Here is a 15,499-nt window from a genome sequence, read left to right as displayed (position 1 = left end):
GATGGAAACCCCGAGCGCAGATATGCCGCTTTCCCGAGAGGGAATTGTTTCAACAACCACGCCAACATTCGCTGTGGGCCACGTGACCCCATTCGATTTGACCGTGCTTGATGCCCCGGTTGAATCGCACCCCCGGTCGTCAACTTCGATTCCGTGGTTAGAAGGAGGTTCAGGAGTGTTCTGGGATCCACGAGTCCTCGATGCACCACTCGGTGACGTCACGGGGTCGTCAACGACGCCTTTCAATGTTGCGATCTCAGCTTCGAGTGGAAAGAGCCGTCAGACGCCGCCTCCGCGTCCTCCGAGGGGTCGCCGGTCTAAGGGTGTTCAGCGGGACGAGTGATCCCCTACGACCAGTCGGTCGCGGGGTTGCTCGCAATTAGCTCGACCCAGTCCGCCCGCGAGCCCAGGTCGCGCTCCGTGGCCAGGCGTACATAGCGCTGCAGCACTCCATAGTCCGAGTGGCCCATCGCCGCTCGCAGATGCTCGAAGTTCCACCCCATCTTCGCCGCGACGGTAGCAAAGGTATGGCGAAACGCGTGGGCATGCACGCGAAAGCCAACGCGCCGAGTGATGCGGTCCATCATCGACTTGATCCCTGGCCCCTGGTACGGCCTCGAGTACTCGTTGATAAGTAGCTGCGGCAGGTCTGTATCGCCGCGATGGCGGGCTTCGTAGCGCTTGATCGCCGCCGCCAGCTTGGGTGTGATCGGCACCCGGCGTGACTTGCGGCCCTTGGCGCCGGCGTTCCAGCGAACGCGGAGCTCCACACGTCCGCTACTCAGCGAGTCAGTCATGACGTCAGACAGGCCGTCCGGACCCACCACTGCCAGGCCGCAGAGCTCCTGGCGCCGGAGACCTGAGCCGACGAGGATCCGGACCACCAGGTCCTCCGTATGTAAGGCGGGGTTGCAAGCGGCAAGGATCTTCCTTAGCTGGGCGATGTGGTAGACGGTCGGCTCCTTGTCCGGCACGCGAGGCGCGGTGAGCTCGAGGATTCGTGAATCGACCGCGTAGCCCTCCCGGCGAGCCCAGCGGAGAAAGCAGAGGATGGCTCGGTGATACTCCAGGATCGTCTTTGGCGCCAGCGGCCGGCCGTACTTGCCGACCCTTGCGGCTAGGTGTGCTCGAAACGTGCGCACCCGCCCCACGTCGACCTCGTCGAAGCTTCGCACTCCCTCAGCCTCCAGCCAGCACAGAAACGGGAGGACCGTATCGTCGTAGTAGATCAGCGTCTTCGGCGAGAGCAGCTGGCCCTGGCGGTCCAGTCGGAAGTGCTCGTAGCCAACGACCAGCGGCGGCTGCCGGCGAACCGGAACAGCAAAGCCACCGCCCCTGACGACCCGAACCGAATGTTTCACGGCGCCCATCTTGGCCTCCCTTGTAACGGGTAGGCCAGCGTCCAGGTCTCTTAACTCGGCATGTTCCAGGAGTTTTCCACAGCCGTTCCAACCCCGCGCCCAAGGCCTTCCAAAACGGTCGAAACGAGATCGAAATCGGCCGTTTTCTGGGTCTCAAAACGTGTTGGTCGGGCGGGCGAGATTTGAACTCGCGGTCTCCTGGTCCCAAACCAGGCGCTTTACCGAGCTAAGCTACCGCCCGCCGGACGCCCCATCCGAGAGCCGTTCGAGCGCACCCGACTGTAGCAGCGCACGCACCGCCGCGGCCCGATGGCTGTACTGACGCTTCTCTTCCGGCGGCATCTCCCCGAACGTCTTCCCGGCCTGCGGCACAAGGAACACGGGGTCGTAGCCGAACCCGGCCTGGCCGCGCCAGTCGGGCACGATCTCGCCGTGACACTCGCCCCGGAAGAGTTGCGTGGCCTGGCCTGGGCCCGCCAGCGCCAGCGTGCAGGTGAACTGAGCCCGCCAGGGCCGCGCGTGGCCGTCCAGCCGCCGCAGCAGCTCGGCGGTACGCTCCTTCTGGTTGGGCCCCAGGCGGGCCGACCGTATGCCCGGGAAGCCGTCCAGCGCGTCCACCTCGACCCCCGAGTCATCACCCAGCGCCGGCAGCCCGGAGCGGGCCGCCGCCGCCTCCGCCTTCAGCCGCGCGTTGTCGGCGTAGGTCTCCCCCACCTCCTCCACCTCGCTGTCGAAGGCGATGAGCTCCAACCCCGAGCCGGCGAGCAGTTCGCGGTACTCGGTCAGCTTGCCGGCGTTGCCGGACGCGATGACAAGGCGACCGCGGTCAGCCAAGCGTGGTCCCAGCCCAGGGCAGCGCCGAGCGCTTCACAGGGTCGCGATCGCGCGTTTCTGCTGGACGATCAACTCCTTGATGCCCTTGTGCGCGAGCGCGAGCATCGAGTCCAGCTCGGCGCGCGCGTACGGCGCTCCCTCGGCCGTCGCCTGCAGTTCGACCAGGCGGCCGTCTTCGGTCATCACGCAGTTGAGGTCCGTCGATGCCTGGAAGTCCTCGGTGTAATCGAGATCCAGCACCGGGCTGCCGTCGACGATGCCGCAGCTGACGGCGGCGAGGTACTGCCGCACAGGGACCTGGTCGACCATGCGCGCATCCTTCATGCGCTTGACCGCCATGTACAGGGCGGCGAAAGCGCCGGTGATCGAAGCCGTGCGCGTGCCGCCGTCGGCCTGCAGCACGTCGCAGTCAAGCGTGATCGTCCGCTCGCCGATCTTGCTCATGTCGACGGCCGCTCGAAGCGACCGTCCGATCAGGCGCTGGATCTCGTGCGTGCGGCCGCCCAGCCGGCCCTGGATCGACTCTCGCGTGCCGCGGTCGTGCGTGGATCGAGGCAGCATCGAGTACTCGGCGGTGATCCAGCCCTGCCCGCTGCCGCGGCGGTGGGAGGGCACGCGGTCTTCGACGCTGGCGGTGATCCAGACACGCGTGCGGCCCATCTCGATCAGGCACGAACCCTCGGCGTGCACGTTGACGCCGAGTTCGATCTTCAACGGTCGGAGCTGGTCGGGCTGGCGCCCGTCCGGGCGTGAGTCCTGCGTCATCGGCGGCTGAGTTTGAGAATCAAGGCGGTTCCTTCGTAAAAGATGTACAGCGGCACGAACATGATGAGCGGGGTCAGCGGGTCGGCGCCGGGGGTCAGGAAGTTCGACAGCAACCCAAGGCCCAGCATCCACCACGGCCGGTTCTTGTAGAGCCAGCGCGAGCTGATGATGCCCAGCATACCCAGCACGAAGAGCACGACCGGCAGCTCGAACACCAGGCCGAACCCGATGACCATGGTGAGGATGAAGCCGATCAGCTCGCTGATGTCCGCGAAATACGAGACGCTCGGCGGCGACAGCGCGTTGAGGACGTGCAGGTAGAGCGGCAGGGCGAAAATCGCCGCCGCCACGCCCAGCGCGAAAAAGAAAATGGTGGCGACGATCAGCGGGAGCATCAGCCGGCGCTCGTGCCGGTGAAGGCCCGGGCTGACAAACCACCAGACCTGCTGGATCACGACCGGCGCCGCGAGGATCAGGCCGAGGTAGAGGGCGACCTTGAGCTCGAGCAGGAATCCACCCGCCGGCTGCAGGTAGTACGCATGCCCGACGCCGGCTCGGCGCACCAGCTGACCGATGACCTGGCCTGAGATGAAGAACGCGGCGACGGTGGCGATCGCCCAAGCGGCGATGGCGACGATGAGCGCGCGCCGCAGCGCCTCGAGGTGCTCGATCACCGACATGCGCTGTTCCTCGACCGGAAGGTCGGCGCGTGGGGCGCGCCGAAGGACCCGATCTAGGAGGGCCAAGAAGGCGGCCTCAGCTGTTGGTCGAGGAGGTTGAGTCCGAGCCCTTCGCGGGGGTGGTGTCGGCGGCGGGAGCGGGCGGCGGCGGCGGGGCCGGCGCGGGCGTGGCGTGCACCGAAGACGTCACCTCGTTGGTCAGCTCCGAAGTCGCCTTGCGGAATTCGCGCATGGCCTTGCCCACCGCGCCTCCCAGCTCGGGCAGGCGGCCCGGACCAAAGATGATCAGCACGATGACGAGGATGGCGACGATCCACAGGGGATGAATAGGCATTTGCGCCGATTATAGGCCCCAGCCGGTGAGGCGCCGAGGCCCGGTCAGGAGACTTTGATGGCGATCGAGGTGATGTGGTCCGTCGCGCTCAGCTGCTGGGCTTTGTCCAGGCCCGAGATCACAGTGCCAAACCGGTTGTAGACGGCCGTCGGGCCGGTGTCCGGCCACGGCGCCTTCTCGATGAAGAACTGGCTGCCGTTGATCGCGCCCCCAGGCACCCGCGCCATGCCGACCGCGCCCAGGTCCCAGTCCGGGGTCGTGTTGGGCTCCTCGGGCAGGGTGTAGCCGGGACCTCCGGTCCCATCGCCGTTGGGGTCGCCGCCCTGCACGACCCAGTCCTCGCTCTTCCAGAAGTCGAGGCCGTCGTAGTAGCCGTGGATCGCGAGCACGATGAAGTTGTTGACCGTCACCGGCGCGATCTCCGGGTGCAGCTGGATCACGATCGTGCCCAGCGTGGTGTTGACCACGGCGTGGTATTTGCGGGTCGCCGAGATGCACATCGGTTGGGGGCCGATGAACTGGTGGGGTGCGATTTGAGTCGATGTCGCGCATGCCGCCAGCTCGGCCGGCACCTGCGGTTCAAGGGCCCGATTGATCAGCAGGCCCGAGCCGAGGACCGCCGCCACCAGCGCGCCCATGATCAAAAGCGGCACCCAGGGCCGGCGCTGCCACGCCTCGGGCACGGCGGCCTCCTCATCGGCCGCCGGCGCGACGCGCCGTGCCGCCGCCTTGGCATTGCTCACCGGCTCACTTCCTCGCCGCGGATTCCGCGATCGCCTGGACGAGGCCGTGCGTCGTGTACTCGCGCGCCACGATGGCAACCCGCAGTCCGAGCTTGCGCGCCGTGTCGGCGGTGACGGGGCCCATGCAGGCGATCTCCGCATCACCGAGCACAGCCGGCAGGCGATCCTCCGGGAAAGCGCGGACGAAGTTCGCGACCGTCGAAGAGCTCGTGAAGGTGATCACGTCGACGCCCTCGGCATTGAACAGGCGCAGCAGCGAGGCGCCCGCCGCCGGCGGGCACATCGCGCGATAGACGGGAAGGATCTCGACTTCGGCGCCACGGTTGGCAAGCAGCGCGGGTAGGGCGTCGCGCGCGATCTCCGCTCGCGGCACGAGCACCCGCATGCCTTCCATCTCCCAGCCTTCCAGCGCCTTGGCCAGCCCTTCGGCCGTGTACTCCGAGGTCACGAGCTCCGGCCGCAGCCCATGTGTCTCGAGCGATTCGGCCGTCTCCTGGCCGATGGCGCAGAGCTTCGAGGCATGCAGCGCGCGCGCGTCCGCGCCCGTCGTCAGCAGCATCTGGAAGAAGATGTGGACGGCGTTCGCGGAGGCGAAGATGACCAGCGCCGTGCCGTCAAGGCGCGCGATCGCCTTGCGCACCCGATCGTCCGTCGGCATGGGCATGATCTCGATGGTTGGGATCTCGACCACGTAGGCGCCGAGATCGACCAGCTCGCGACGGAACGGGTCGACCTGGTGCCGCGCGCGCGTGATCAGCAGGCGCCGGCCGTGCAGCGGCCGCTTCGACATGGTGTCCAGCCGCTCGGCCATGTCCACTCCCGGTCCCAGCACCAGGAGGGCATCGCCGCGCAGCCCATACGTGGTCGCCTTTCTGGCCAGCTCACCCAGCGGTGCGCTGACGCGGTGCTGTCCGGGCTGGCCCGGATTGAGGATGAGCGCGGAAGGCGTCTGGGGACTCCGGCCATTGGTGAGGAGCGCGGTGATCCCGGACTCCCACCAACCCGAGGCGAGCCGGAGCACCACGGTGTCGCCGCCCTTGACGATCCCGAAGCCGATCGAGGCCGACAAACCTTCGACGGTGAGGGGAATCCCGCTCATCACCGGCGCCGCGAGCTCGACGATGAGACCGGGCACGGCCTCGAAGTCCACGCCCGCCCGCTCCAGCCGCTCGGCGAACTCGCTGCCGTTGGAGAAGGCATAGGGGTTGCCGGGGAACAGGACGGTCACGCTCCTTCCGGCGCGCGCTAGCTTCACCACCTCATCGATCGACTCGAACGGCGCGATGTCCGCGTTCGCCGGCGCCAGGTGCAGCAGGCCCGCGCCACAGCCGTCGCAGTTGCGGATGACGTCGGCTTCCTTGATCGCCTCGACCGCCTGCACAGTGGTCAGGCCTGGGTGTCCCGGTCCGACACCGACGAGCCTGACTCTGCTCACGCCTCCACCCTGGTCATCGCCCGCTAGACAGGTTAGAGCTTTCGCGAGACAACGTAATCGGCCACCGCCGCCAGCGCTTCGCGCGCTGCTCCGGCCGGCAGCGCGCCCAGCTGGTCGCGCGCCTCGGCGGCATGAGCGCGGGCGCGTTCGATGGCCCGTCGCGGACCGTGACTGCCACGCACCAGCTCAACCAGCTCACGCGCCTGCTCGCTGCTCAGCTGCCGTCCGTCCTCGAGTGTCTGCCGAGGCCAGCCGGCGGCGGACGGCTCCTCGATCGCCAGCATCAGCGGCAGCGTGGCAAAGCCCTCCGCGATGTCGTGGCCGATCGGCTTGCCGATCTCATCCTCGCTGCCGGTGTAATCGAGGACGTCATCGGCGATCTGAAACGCCATGCCGAGGAGACGGCCGTACGCGCGTAGCGCCGAGCGTTCGACGCCGCCCAGCCCGCCGAGCAGAGCGCCGATCTCACAGCACGCCGAGAGCAGGGTCGCGGTCTTGGCCTCGATGCGCCGCATGTATTCGTCCACGCCGGTGCTGTAGCGGTAGCGGATCGCCTGCTGGCGCACCTCACCCGCGCAGATGTCCATCACCGTCCGCGCCAGGATCGCGACGACCTCAGGCGAGTCGGTGTGGGCCGCCTGCTCGTACGCCTTGGCGAAGTAGTAGTCGCCGACCACGATGGCCGCCTCGTCGCCCAACCGAGCCGCCACCGTGGGACGGCCCCGGCGCACGGCGGCCCGGTCGATGACGTCGTCGTGGACGAGAGTCGCGGCGTGCGTCAGCTCAACCGCCATCGCCGCCGGGGTCAGCCTCTCCAGGTCGTACCTCCCGACCCCGGCCGACAGCAGCACCAGCGCCGGCCGGATCCGCTTGCCCCCGGCATCGAACAGGTCGGCCATGGGGGTGGCGACGACGTCTGGATCGGCGAGGATGGCGCGGCGGAGGGTCGCGTCGACCTTCGCGAGGTCGGTCGCAACCGGGCCGAACAGGCCTACGTCGTCGACTCCTGCCAGATTCTCACCTCCTCCGCCTCGATCGCTTCACCGAAGAGGTTGGCCGCGATCTCGTCGAACCGCTGAGGCACGGCGGTGACCAGAACCTCATGGCGCGGCACATCGCCGTCAGCGCGCAGGCGCGAGTGCTCGAGGTGTCGCTCGACCTTGGCCGCCGTCGTCGTCGCCGAGTCGACCATCTCGAAGCAGCCGGGGTAGAGCCGGCCGATGGCGGGTTTCAAAAGCGGGTAATGGGTACAGCCGAGGACCAGGGTGTCGGCGCCGAGCTGGACGATGTCGGCCAGGTCCCGGCGCAGCACCGTCTCGGCCCGCGGCGAGTCGGCTTGACCCGCCTCCACGATCTCCACCAGCTCCGGGCAGGCCTTCTGGTACACGCCCACCATCGGATCCAGCTCCTTGATGGCATGCAGGTATTCCTGGCTGCGCATGGTGCCCTCGGTGGAGATGACTCCGATGCGGTTGTTCTTCGTCGCCTCGACCGCGGCCTGGGCGCCCGGGCTGATGACTCCGATGATCGGCAGCTCGAAGAGCTCACGCGCGTGGTTGAGCGCGGCGGCTGTGGCCGTGTTGCACGCGATGACGACCAGCTTGACGTCACGCGATTCGAGGTAACGGATGATGTCGACGGCGAAGCCGCGCACCTCCTCCTGGTAGCGCGGGCCGTACGGGAAGTGCAGCAGATCGGCGATGTAGATCGTCGGCTCGAGCGGCAGCCGCTCGCGGATTTCCTTGAGCACCGTGAGACCGCCCACGCCGGAGTCGAAGATCCCGATCGGACGCTGGTCGCCCATGTATCCGAGGTTCAAACGGATTTGACCGAGAGACGGTAACCCAGGCCCGGAACGGCCTCCAGGCTCACGCCCGCATGCGCACGCTCCGTCAGCTTGCGGCGCAGACGCTGCACATGGGGGTCGACCGAGTGGTCGTCCAGGTCGTATGGATAACCCCAGACCTTGTCGCGCAGCTGTGCACGGGTGAGGACGCGCTCCGGATTGGCGGCGAGCACGGCGAGCAGGTTGAACTCGGTCATCGTCAGCGATATCTCCTCCTCGCCGATCTTCACACGCCGCGCCGCGTTGTCGATGTGGAGAGGGCCGATCGTGAGCACACCCTCCCTGGTGCCTCCCGTCTCCGTGAGCGCCGACCGCCTCAGGTGCGCGTTGATCCGCGCCGCAAGGATGCGTGAGTCGAACGGCTTGGTGATGTAGTCGTCGGCGCCGACCTCCAGACCGACCACCTCGTCCATCTTGGCGGAGCGGCCGGTGAGCATGACCATCGGACTGAGGAGGTCCTGGCGGCGCAGCTCGCGGATCACCTCCGTGCCGCTGATGTCGGGGAGCACCCAGTCGATGAGCACCAGGTCGGGCCGGGCGCTCGTCGCCAGCTCGATGCCCTGGGCACCGGTGGCGGCCTCCAACACGTCGTGGCCCTGCAGCCGGCACACCTCGGCGACCAGCATCCTGATCGGCGCGTCGTCCTCGATCAGCAGGATCCGCCGCCTTCGACGGGCGGGCCCAGCGGTCAGTTGTGTGTCGGAGGCGCGAACCCTACCCGCCGCGACTCACGTGCTGAGCGCTTCGGTCTCCTCATCAGGAGAACGCGCTTATCCCCCCCGTCGAGCACGTCGGCGAGCTCCCAGCCATCGGCGCCGGATTCCCTCAGGAGCTTGACCAGCGTGACGCCATCGACAACCTGGGCCACGGTCAGAATCTGGGTCGAGTACTCCCACTCGCGGGCCGGCAGGCCCACGGAGGGCACCAGGCCGGGCGCGGTCGCGGCGCCATCGCCAGGATGACCGGGCTGCTCGGGCTCGTCGGGCTCGTCCGGGTCGTCGGGTTCTTCTTCGGAGTGGATGCCCATTGCCGTCGATTGTAGGCCGAAGGTCCACGGCGTACCCCCGGCGGGGGTCGAACCCGCGCTGGACCGGGTTTAAGCCGGCTGCCTCTGCCATTGGGCTACGGGGGCAACACCAATTCTGCCCCGGCGGGCGGTTACTTCGGGTACTCGAAAAAGCCTTTGCCGGTCTTGCGGCCGAGGTGGCCGGCTTCGACCAGCTTGGTCAGTAGCGCCGGCGCGTCGGCGCCCTCGCCCTGGCGGTGCCGGTCCTTCATCGCCCCATAGAAGATGTCGAGGCCGCTGAAGTCGAGAAGGTGGAAGGGACCCATAGGCCAGTTCAAGCCCTTCTGCACGGCGACGTCGATGTCCTCGGCGCTGGCGTAGCCACCTTCCAGAAGACGAAGGGCCTCCTCGGAGGCGGCGAACAGGATGCGGTTGACGATGAAGCCCCAGATCTCCTTCTGCAGCAGCACCGGGGTGCGATCGATGCTGCGGACGAATTCCATCGCCGCCTCGATGGCGGAGTCCGCGGTCTTGGGCCCGCGAACGACCTCGCAGAGCTGCATGACGGTGACCGGGTGGAAGAAGTGCATGTTGCAGCACAGCTCGGGCCGGCCGGTGAAGCCGGCGAGCCGGCTGATGGCGATGGTGCTCGAGTTGCTGGCGAGGATCGCGTCCTTCTTGGCGTGCGCTCCCAGCGCTTCGAACACGCCTTTCTTCGCGTCGAAGTCCTCGATCACGGCTTCGATGACCAGATCCGCGGCAGCGGCGGCGGAGCTGAGGTCGCTCGAGTCTCGGATACTCGCGAGAGCATCGGCCGCCTTGGCCTCATTGATCCGTCCCTTCTCGACCGATCGGCTGAGCAGGCGGCGGTTCTGCGCGCGCGCGCGCTCCAGCTGACCAGGCACCGCGTCGACGAGCGTGACTTCGTAACGACCCGCGAGCGCGGTTTGCAGTGCGATCTGGGATCCCATGGTCCCGGCGCCGACGACCAGCACACGCTTCAATTCATGCATGCGGGTGAGCATGAAGCAATTCGAGGCCGCCGCGCAGGCGGCCGTGGACTCGATCCCCGAAACCTTCGGGCCCTACCTCGAGAACACCGTCTTCATCCTCGAGGAGAGCTCGCCCGACGGCCTCATGGGTCTGTACGAGGGGGCGACAGCGCTCGCGGCCGGTGAGGGGATGCCGGAGCGGATCACCCTGTACAAGCGCTCGCACGAGGAGGCGGCCCGATCGATGGAGGACCTGGTCGCGGAGGTGCGGCGGACGATCCTTCACGAGGTCGGCCATCACTTCGGGATGGAGGAGGACGACCTCCCCTACTAGCGGAGGGTCCAGAACGAGCGGTCCCACAGGATGAGCGGATCGCCCGAGCCCCTGATGGCGGCTTCGATCTCGCCGACGCAGATCTCGTGGTCGCCGGCGGCATGGACCTGTACGAGCCTGCATTCGAGCCACGCGGCGCAGCCCTCGATGAGCGGTATGCCGTTGGCGCCCAAGCGGTGTGGCACGCCCTGCCACCGGGTGTCGATCGCCGGCGCCCGCCCGGCGAAGCGGTCGGCGATGAACTCCTGTGATCGCGTCAGGACGCTCACGTTGAACGCCTTCCCCTCGACCACGGCCGCTCGCGTCGCCGCCTCGCGCTCGAGGCCGACCAGCACCATCGGCGGCTCGGTCGAGATTGAGACCAGGCTGCTGGCCGTGAGCCCCCGGTAGCCGTTCCCGACGCGGGCGCTCACGACCACGACCCCGGAGGCGAGGCGCGCCATGACGTCGCGGAATTCCTGCGCTGGCACGTGCTTCCACAGCCTAACCGCGAAGCTGAGCAGGGGCGACGGTAGAATCGTCGTCGAAATAGCGGCGACGTAGCCAAGTGGCAAGGCAGAGGTCTGCAAAACCTCCATCCCCAGTTCGATTCTGGGCGTCGCCTCCATACTCGACCATCTAAGGAGGAGCCAGCATGGGCTTGGCCCAGATCAAGATGCCCCAGCTCGGTGAATCGGTCACCGAGGGCACGGTCGACAAATGGCTCAAGCACGAGGGCGACTTCGTCAGGCGCGACGAGCCCCTGGTCGAGGTCGTGACGGACAAGGTGAACGCTGAGATCCCCTCCCCGTTTGAAGGCAAGCTGGTGAAGATCGCCGTCACTGAAGGCGAGACGGTGCGGGTCGGCGCGGTCATCGCCCAGATCGAGGTGCCGGGCACGGCTCCGAAGACGACCGAGCCCGGGGTCGCTTCCCCAGAGGTTCCGGCCGTCGCCGCGAGCGGGCCGGCGCCCGGCTCGGTTGGCGTCGAGGCGCCGGCGGCGGCAGCGGATGGCGGCCATGACCGCCCTCGCCTCTCGCCGGCCGTGCGCAAGCTTGCGGCCGAGCACGGCATCGACGCCGCCGCCCTGCGCGGCACCGGGATGGGCGGCCGCATCACTCGCGACGACGTCCTGGCGGCAACGGCCGGGAGCCAGGCAACCGCCGCGCCTCCCACCGCCGCCGCTCCGGCGCAGCCTGCTCCGGGCCCGGTCGCACACCCCGCGCGTGTCGACGGCACTCGAGAGGAGCTCGTCAAGCTCAGCGTCATGCGCCGCTCGATCGCAGAGCACATGGTGAGAAGCCTCGCCACGTCACCTCACGCCTGGACCCTCCAGGAGGTCGATGTGAGCACGCTGGTCCGTTACCGAGAGGTCGAGAAGGAGAGCTTCAAGGCCCGGCACGGCGTGTCGCTCACCTACCTGCCCTTTGTGGTCCAGATCGTTGGTGACGCCATCCAACAGTTCCCCTGGCTCAACTCGACCTGGAGCGATGAGGGCGTGATCCTGAAGCGCTACATCAACATGGGTATCGCGGTCTCGATCCCCGACGGTCTCATCGTGCCGGTGCTGAGAGATGCCGACCAGCGGGGCTTCACCGACCTGGTCAGGTCGCTGAGCGATCTCATCGAGCGGGCGCGCGGCAAGCAGCTCAAGCCGGAGGACGTGCAAGGTGGCACCTTCACGCTGAACAACACCGGCGCGACCGGCTCGATTGCCAGCCAGCCGATCATCAACCAGCCGCAGGCGGCGATCCTGACCACGGAGTCGATCGTCAAGCGCCCGGTGGTCGTCGGCGACGGAATCGCGGTTCGTCACATGATGAACATGTGCCTCAGCTTCGACCATCGAATAATCGACGGCATGATGGCGGGTCAGTTCCTCGGCGCGATCAAAAAGCGACTCGAGGAATGGACTCCCGGTAGCATCCGCTTGTGAGCACAACGGAGCCACTGCGACCGGCATCGATCCCCTCGTGGATCCGCGTGCGGGTCACCGAGGGCGAGAACTTCAAGGACCTCAAGAAGATCGTCCGCGGCAGCCGGCTGCACACGGTGTGCGAGGAGGCGCGCTGTCCCAACATCTTCGATTGCTGGAGCCGCCGCACGGCGACTTTCATGATCCTTGGAGACGTGTGCACTCGCGCGTGCCGATTCTGCGCCGTGACCTCAGGCAGGCCGACCGAGCTCGACCTGGGTGAACCGCTGAGGGTGGCCGAGTCGGTGGCCGAGCTCGGCCTCAAGCACGCCGTCATCACCTCGGTCGACAGAGATGACCTGAAGGACGGGGGCGCGGGCATCTTCGCGCGCACCATTCGGGCCATCCACCGCCGCAGCCCCGGCACGACGATCGAGGTTCTGACGCCGGACTTTCAGGGCGACTTCGAGGCCGTGCGCACCGTGGTCGAGGCCGGGCCGGACATCTTCAATCACAACACCGAGACCGTCCCGCGACTCTATTCACGGATCCGACCCAAGGCGGTTTACGCCAACAGCCTCGCGCTCCTGCGCCACGTCAAGACGCTGGCGCCGCACATGGTGAGCAAATCGGGCCTGATGGTCGGGCTGGGCGAAACCGAAGACGAGCTGCTCGAAGTGTTCCGCAACATGCGGGCCCACGACATCGACGTGCTCACGGTCGGTCAGTACCTGCGACCGTCGAGCAAACATGCCGAGGTCGTCCGCTACTACCGGCCGGAAGAATTCGTGCGCCTGAAAGAGCAGGCGCTCGAAATGGGTTTCGGCCACGTCGAGGCCGGCCCGCTGGTCCGCTCCTCCTACCATGCCGATGAACAAGTCCCAGCGCGTAAGAACCTGCTGGCTGGGTAGAACCCCGTACCGGGAGGCGTGGGACGTCCAGGCGGAGCTCGTTGCCGCCCGGCGCGACGGCCGCGCTCCCGACACCCTGCTGCTGCTGGAGCACCCGCACGTCTTCACCATGGGCAAGGCCGCCAGCGCTGATCACCTGCTGTGGGATGAGGGCGAGCGGACCAAGCGACAGGTGGACGTCATCTGGTCGGACCGCGGTGGCGAGGCCACCTATCACGGTCCCGGCCAGCTGGTGGGATATCCCATCCTCGACCTGACCCATTTCGGCATGACCATCCCGATGTATCTCGAAAAGCTCGAACGCTCGCTCATCGACTACCTGGACGAGCTGGGCATCGAATCGCAACCCGGCGAACCGGGCCTGACCGGCGTGTGGTCAAAAGGCGAGAAGGTGGCGGCCATCGGCGTCAAGCTGAACCGTTCCATCGTCAGCCACGGCTTCGCACTCAACCTCACGACCGACCTGACGTACTTCGACGGGATCATTCCCTGCGGACACGTCGAGAAACGCCCGACGTCGGTGGAAGCGATCAGCGGGCGGCGCATCGACCCCGAGACCGCGGCGCGGGACTACACCAGGCACTTTGAACGTGTCTTCGGGGCAGAGGCGGAGTGGAGCGCCGGCCAGGAGGTTCTGGCAGCCCTCGCGTAGTCCCCCAGGGAGCCGAAGGACTCAACACCTATAATCCCCTCGGGCCGACGAAGGCGCACTACCCATGCTGGCGCTAGCTGCCTTTCTTTCCGACAACCTGCCCGGCTGGCTGCAAGAGCCTGAATGGTTGGAGCCCCTGACCCATGCGTTGCGGGTCTTCGTCATGCAGCACCAGATGGGCGGCCTCTTCTTCGTCATCTTCAGTGAGGAGATCGGCGTGCCGCTCCCCGCGCCCGGCGACGCCGCCATCGCGTACGGGGGCTACCTGACGACCACCGGCGCCATCTCCTATCCGATGGCCTATCTGGCGGTCATCTGCGCCGCGGTCCTGGGCAGCACATGCAACCTGACCATCAGCCGCCGGTACGGCCGCCCGTTCATTCAGCGATTCGGCCGGTACATCGGGGTGACGGACGAAAAACTCGCGCTGGCGGAGCGCACGTTCAGGCGTTGGGGCCCCTGGACGATCATCATCGGGCGCCACATCCCAGGCATGCGGATCGTTTTGTCGGCCCTGTCTGGAATACTCGGGGTCCCGTACAAGGTTTTCGTACCGTGCGTACTCATATCCGCGTCGATCTGGGCCGCGATCTTCCTCGAGCTGGGACGGCGGCTGGGGCCCCGCGTCCGGGAGCTTTTTCACCTTTTCCCGGCTCATCTGATCCCCTGGCTGGCGCTGGGTTTGATTCTTCTCACCATCGGGTATCTGGCATATGAACATGGATTCAAACCGCAAAGACCTCGACAGCCCGTCGAACAGCAGCACTGAACTCGTCTGCCTGGACAGCGTCTCGCTGGACGAAGACGACGAGATCCTCCCCGACTTCGAGGCTGAGGTTGACGGACGGCGCGTCTGGGTGACCGCGGTACTCGAGCGAACCGCCGTGGTCGAACCCGCTCCGGGCGAGCCCAAGGTCTTGGTCAACCGCCGGCGCCTGATGGTCGACCCAAGCCAACTTCGCGTCCGCCACCTGGCGAGCAAGGAAGCGGCGCGCCGAGGGCGTGAGGCCGCTCGCCAGCTGCGGATGCAGGAACACAGCTCGGCGGCCTAGAGCGTGAGCTTCAGGTCTGCTGAGAGCCTTCTGGTAAAATCTGCTGCTGTCGAATAGAATCGGCGCTTTAATTCTGCGGCGGACGACCGCCGCCTAGCCCGAGGAAGCCACCACATGAGCAAGATCGTTGATCTCGTTTCGCTGGCCAGCATCGTCCCTCCACCCAACCAAGAGATCAGCGGTGGCTTTAATGCGATCGTCGATGGCAAGGAGGTGCGCGTGCGCGCCGTGCTGGAGAGGACGGTTGTGATCGAGCACCACGAGGGCGGCGAGCGAAGCGTCGTGCGGAAGGACAACTGCATGGTCAAGCCCACGGCGGTGGAGTTCGTACCCGGGAACCCGAACAACGGCGTCGGGCCGCGGCAGTGGCGCCGGCTGCCGGGCAAGCCCCCCGCGACCCCCAGGGTCGGCCCCTAACCCCGACCGAGCCGGGCCGCCCACACCTGGGGAGGGCCCTCCCTCCTCCAGGCCGGCCCTCCCCCACCGGCACACCGCCGCTCACCTTAGAGTTCAAAAAACCGGCGCACAACCCTGCCTGTAAACGACACGCCACCCGCGGGGTGAACCGACAGCAATGAAAATGGGGCTTGGTGGGAACGGCCCGACTTTCTTTGGTGCGAGGGAGCTCGTTGTTAACGTGGGCTGGCCGGTCGTCAGGCA

Annotated in this window: 20 protein-coding genes and 3 tRNA genes; 8 read left to right on the top strand and 15 right to left on the bottom strand. The window is 67.1% G+C overall.

Annotation, left to right across the window (positions count from 1 at the left end; all coding sequences use genetic code 11):
- Nucleotides 1-347 precede the first annotated feature (347 nt).
- From EPN29_01630 to EPN29_01565, 14 genes are all read right to left on the bottom strand, one after another.
- Complete coding sequence (locus EPN29_01630; protein TAN34762.1) at nt 348-1,370, bottom strand: hypothetical protein; 1,023 nt, start codon at nt 1,368-1,370, stop codon at nt 348-350.
- A 155-nt stretch (nt 1,371-1,525) separates the two neighbouring features.
- Nucleotides 1,526-1,602, bottom strand: a tRNA-Pro gene (locus EPN29_01625).
- Entirely contained in the window at nt 1,593-2,195 is a 603-nt protein-coding gene (rdgB, locus tag EPN29_01620) for an RdgB/HAM1 family non-canonical purine NTP pyrophosphatase (protein TAN34761.1), read from the bottom strand. The genes EPN29_01625 and rdgB overlap by 10 nt, the downstream gene beginning before the upstream one ends.
- A 33-nt stretch (nt 2,196-2,228) precedes the next feature.
- Complete coding sequence (locus tag EPN29_01615; protein TAN34760.1) at nt 2,229-2,960, bottom strand: ribonuclease PH; 732 nt, start codon at nt 2,958-2,960, stop codon at nt 2,229-2,231.
- On the bottom strand, nt 2,957-3,706 hold the full coding sequence (gene tatC, locus EPN29_01610) for a twin-arginine translocase subunit TatC (GenBank protein TAN34759.1): 750 nt from the start codon (nt 3,704-3,706) through the stop codon (nt 2,957-2,959). The genes EPN29_01615 and tatC overlap by 4 nt, the downstream gene beginning before the upstream one ends.
- A gap of 10 nt (nt 3,707-3,716) precedes the next feature.
- Nucleotides 3,717-3,974, bottom strand: coding sequence for a twin-arginine translocase TatA/TatE family subunit (locus tag EPN29_01605; protein TAN34758.1), 258 nt, complete (start codon nt 3,972-3,974; stop codon nt 3,717-3,719).
- Between the two features lie 44 nt (nt 3,975-4,018).
- Nucleotides 4,019-4,858, bottom strand: coding sequence for a peptidylprolyl isomerase (locus EPN29_01600; protein ID TAN34757.1), 840 nt, complete (start codon nt 4,856-4,858; stop codon nt 4,019-4,021).
- Nucleotides 4,722-6,152 carry a hypothetical protein gene (locus EPN29_01595; GenBank protein TAN34756.1) on the bottom strand — a complete coding sequence of 477 codons (1,431 nt, stop codon included), beginning with the start codon at nt 6,150-6,152 and terminating at the stop codon, nt 4,722-4,724. Before EPN29_01595 ends, EPN29_01600 begins: the two co-directional genes overlap by 137 nt.
- 32 nt (nt 6,153-6,184) lie before the next feature.
- Complete coding sequence (locus EPN29_01590; GenBank protein ID TAN34755.1) at nt 6,185-7,051, bottom strand: polyprenyl synthetase family protein; 867 nt, start codon at nt 7,049-7,051, stop codon at nt 6,185-6,187.
- 92 nt (nt 7,052-7,143) lie between these two features.
- Complete coding sequence (locus tag EPN29_01585; protein TAN34754.1) at nt 7,144-7,971, bottom strand: glutamate racemase; 828 nt, start codon at nt 7,969-7,971, stop codon at nt 7,144-7,146.
- Entirely contained in the window at nt 7,968-8,624 is a 657-nt protein-coding gene (locus EPN29_01580) for a response regulator transcription factor (protein ID TAN34753.1), read from the bottom strand. Before EPN29_01580 ends, EPN29_01585 begins: the two co-directional genes overlap by 4 nt.
- A 62-nt stretch (nt 8,625-8,686) precedes the next feature.
- Nucleotides 8,687-8,875 carry a hypothetical protein gene (locus EPN29_01575; protein ID TAN34823.1) on the bottom strand — a complete coding sequence of 63 codons (189 nt, stop codon included), beginning with the start codon at nt 8,873-8,875 and terminating at the stop codon, nt 8,687-8,689.
- Nucleotides 8,876-9,057: 182 nt separating this feature from the next.
- Nucleotides 9,058-9,130, bottom strand: a tRNA-Leu gene (locus EPN29_01570).
- A 26-nt stretch (nt 9,131-9,156) separates the two neighbouring features.
- On the bottom strand, nt 9,157-10,029 hold the full coding sequence (locus EPN29_01565) for a 3-hydroxyacyl-CoA dehydrogenase family protein (GenBank protein ID TAN34752.1): 873 nt from the start codon (nt 10,027-10,029) through the stop codon (nt 9,157-9,159).
- Between EPN29_01565 and EPN29_01560 the strand changes: the two genes are divergently transcribed.
- Nucleotides 9,974-10,330 carry a metallopeptidase family protein gene (locus EPN29_01560; protein ID TAN34751.1) on the top strand — a complete coding sequence of 119 codons (357 nt, stop codon included), beginning with the start codon at nt 9,974-9,976 and terminating at the stop codon, nt 10,328-10,330. The genes EPN29_01565 and EPN29_01560 overlap by 56 nt on opposite strands.
- Here the strand turns inward: EPN29_01560 and EPN29_01555 are convergent.
- The gene (locus tag EPN29_01555; GenBank protein ID TAN34822.1) at nt 10,327-10,908 is read right to left on the bottom strand and encodes a flavin reductase; all 582 of its coding nucleotides are present in this window, start codon (nt 10,906-10,908) and stop codon (nt 10,327-10,329) included. The two genes, EPN29_01560 and EPN29_01555, sit on opposite strands and share 4 nt — an antisense overlap.
- Between EPN29_01555 and EPN29_01550 the strand changes: the two genes are divergently transcribed.
- The 7 genes from EPN29_01550 to EPN29_01520 all read left to right on the top strand — a co-directional run bounded on the left by EPN29_01550 (nt 10,864) and on the right by EPN29_01520 (nt 15,256).
- Nucleotides 10,864-10,937 (top strand) — tRNA-Cys (locus EPN29_01550). The two genes, EPN29_01555 and EPN29_01550, sit on opposite strands and share 45 nt — an antisense overlap.
- Nucleotides 10,938-10,964: 27 nt before the next feature.
- Nucleotides 10,965-12,245 carry a 2-oxo acid dehydrogenase subunit E2 gene (locus tag EPN29_01545; protein ID TAN34750.1) on the top strand — a complete coding sequence of 427 codons (1,281 nt, stop codon included), beginning with the start codon at nt 10,965-10,967 and terminating at the stop codon, nt 12,243-12,245.
- The gene (gene lipA / locus EPN29_01540) at nt 12,242-13,135 is read left to right on the top strand and encodes a lipoyl synthase (protein TAN34749.1); all 894 of its coding nucleotides are present in this window, start codon (nt 12,242-12,244) and stop codon (nt 13,133-13,135) included. The genes EPN29_01545 and lipA overlap by 4 nt, the downstream gene beginning before the upstream one ends.
- Complete coding sequence (gene lipB, locus EPN29_01535; protein ID TAN34748.1) at nt 13,089-13,787, top strand: lipoyl(octanoyl) transferase LipB; 699 nt, start codon at nt 13,089-13,091, stop codon at nt 13,785-13,787. Before lipA ends, lipB begins: the two co-directional genes overlap by 47 nt.
- A 64-nt stretch (nt 13,788-13,851) precedes the next feature.
- Nucleotides 13,852-14,556, top strand: a complete 705-nt coding sequence (locus EPN29_01530) for a DedA family protein (protein TAN34747.1) — start codon at nt 13,852-13,854, stop codon at nt 14,554-14,556.
- Nucleotides 14,507-14,839, top strand: coding sequence for a hypothetical protein (locus EPN29_01525; protein ID TAN34746.1), 333 nt, complete (start codon nt 14,507-14,509; stop codon nt 14,837-14,839). The genes EPN29_01530 and EPN29_01525 overlap by 50 nt, the downstream gene beginning before the upstream one ends.
- A gap of 114 nt (nt 14,840-14,953) precedes the next feature.
- Nucleotides 14,954-15,256 carry a hypothetical protein gene (locus EPN29_01520; protein ID TAN34745.1) on the top strand — a complete coding sequence of 101 codons (303 nt, stop codon included), beginning with the start codon at nt 14,954-14,956 and terminating at the stop codon, nt 15,254-15,256.
- Nucleotides 15,257-15,499 lie beyond the last annotated feature (243 nt).

This window comes from bacterium (genome assembly GCA_004299235.1).
Taxonomy (GTDB): Bacteria; Chloroflexota; Dormibacteria; order Dormibacterales; family Dormibacteraceae; genus SCQL01.
The sequence above is the reverse complement of the archived record's forward strand: the minus strand, read 5'-3'. Positions and strand labels throughout refer to the sequence as shown.